Source organism: Paraburkholderia sp. BR13439, from assembly GCF_040948805.1.
Taxonomy (GTDB): domain Bacteria; phylum Pseudomonadota; class Gammaproteobacteria; order Burkholderiales; family Burkholderiaceae; genus Paraburkholderia; species Paraburkholderia youngii.
This window is the reverse complement of sequence record NZ_JBFPKN010000191.1, coordinates 1-276: the sequence shown is the minus strand read 5'-3', so window position 1 is coordinate 276 and position 276 is coordinate 1. Positions and strand designations below refer to the sequence as shown.

Genomic DNA, 276 nt, shown 5'->3' with positions numbered 1-276 from the left:
CGTTCTGCGCGATGTTGCTCGTGTTCTTTGCGATGTCAGTTGCATTCAGCGCGATATCGCCCGCGTTCTGCGCAATGTCGCCCGTGTTCTGCGTCGTGCGACCGTCGAGGTTCGTCACGGCTTCGGCTACGCTGTACACCGTCGTGCCACCCACGCTGAACTTCGGCGCGCTGATCGAGCCATCCGCAAGCACGATCGAACCACCGCCCAGCGCCCGGGCCGTGCTCGACGCCGTGCCGTACAACTGGCCACCGTTGACCGCGTCCACGCTCGATG

1 protein-coding gene is annotated in these 276 nt (G+C 64.5%); it reads right to left on the bottom strand.

Going from position 1 to position 276, the window contains the following annotated elements:
• Positions 1-276, bottom strand: a 276-nt coding sequence (locus AB3X96_RS42820) for a hypothetical protein (RefSeq protein WP_368594451.1), incomplete at both ends; no start/stop codon positions are given.